The following is a 455-nucleotide window of genomic DNA, read 5'->3' as shown; positions in this document are numbered from 1 at the left end:
ACAATTCCAATTGCTGCCATCCACAAGCCTGTTACCGGGACAAACAACATGAAGAAGTGCAGCCAACGCTTGTTGGAGAAAGCAATCCCGAATATCTGTGACCAGAAACGGTTTGCTGTCACCATTGAGTAGGTTTCTTCTGATTGAGTTGGGTTGAAGGCACGGAAGGTGTTTGCACCTTCGCCATCTTCAAACAAGGTATTTTCAACTGTTGCACCGTGAATCGCGCAAAGTAATGCACCACCCAATACACCAGCTACGCCCATCATGTGGAAGGGGTTGAGGGTAAAGTTATGGAAGCCTTGGATAAACAAGATGAAGCGGAAAATTGCCGCAACACCAAAGCTGGGTGCAAAGAACCAGCTTGATTGACCCAAGGGGTACATCAAAAATACGCTAACGAACACAGCGATTGGCGCAGAAAATGCGAGCGCGTTGTAAGGACGAATCCCCAC

1 pseudogene is annotated in these 455 nt (G+C 47.9%); it reads right to left on the bottom strand.

Annotated elements, in window-relative coordinates:
• A pseudogene (locus tag AABK37_RS41895) lies at positions 1-455 on the bottom strand (photosystem II D2 protein (photosystem q(a) protein)); the annotation flags it as partial.

Origin of the sequence: Tolypothrix sp. VBCCA 56010 (assembly GCF_050875635.1) — a bacterium.
In the GTDB taxonomy this organism is placed as follows: Bacteria; Cyanobacteriota; Cyanobacteriia; order Cyanobacteriales; family Nostocaceae; genus Hassallia.
The sequence above is the reverse complement of the archived record's forward strand: the minus strand, read 5'-3'. Positions and strand labels throughout refer to the sequence as shown.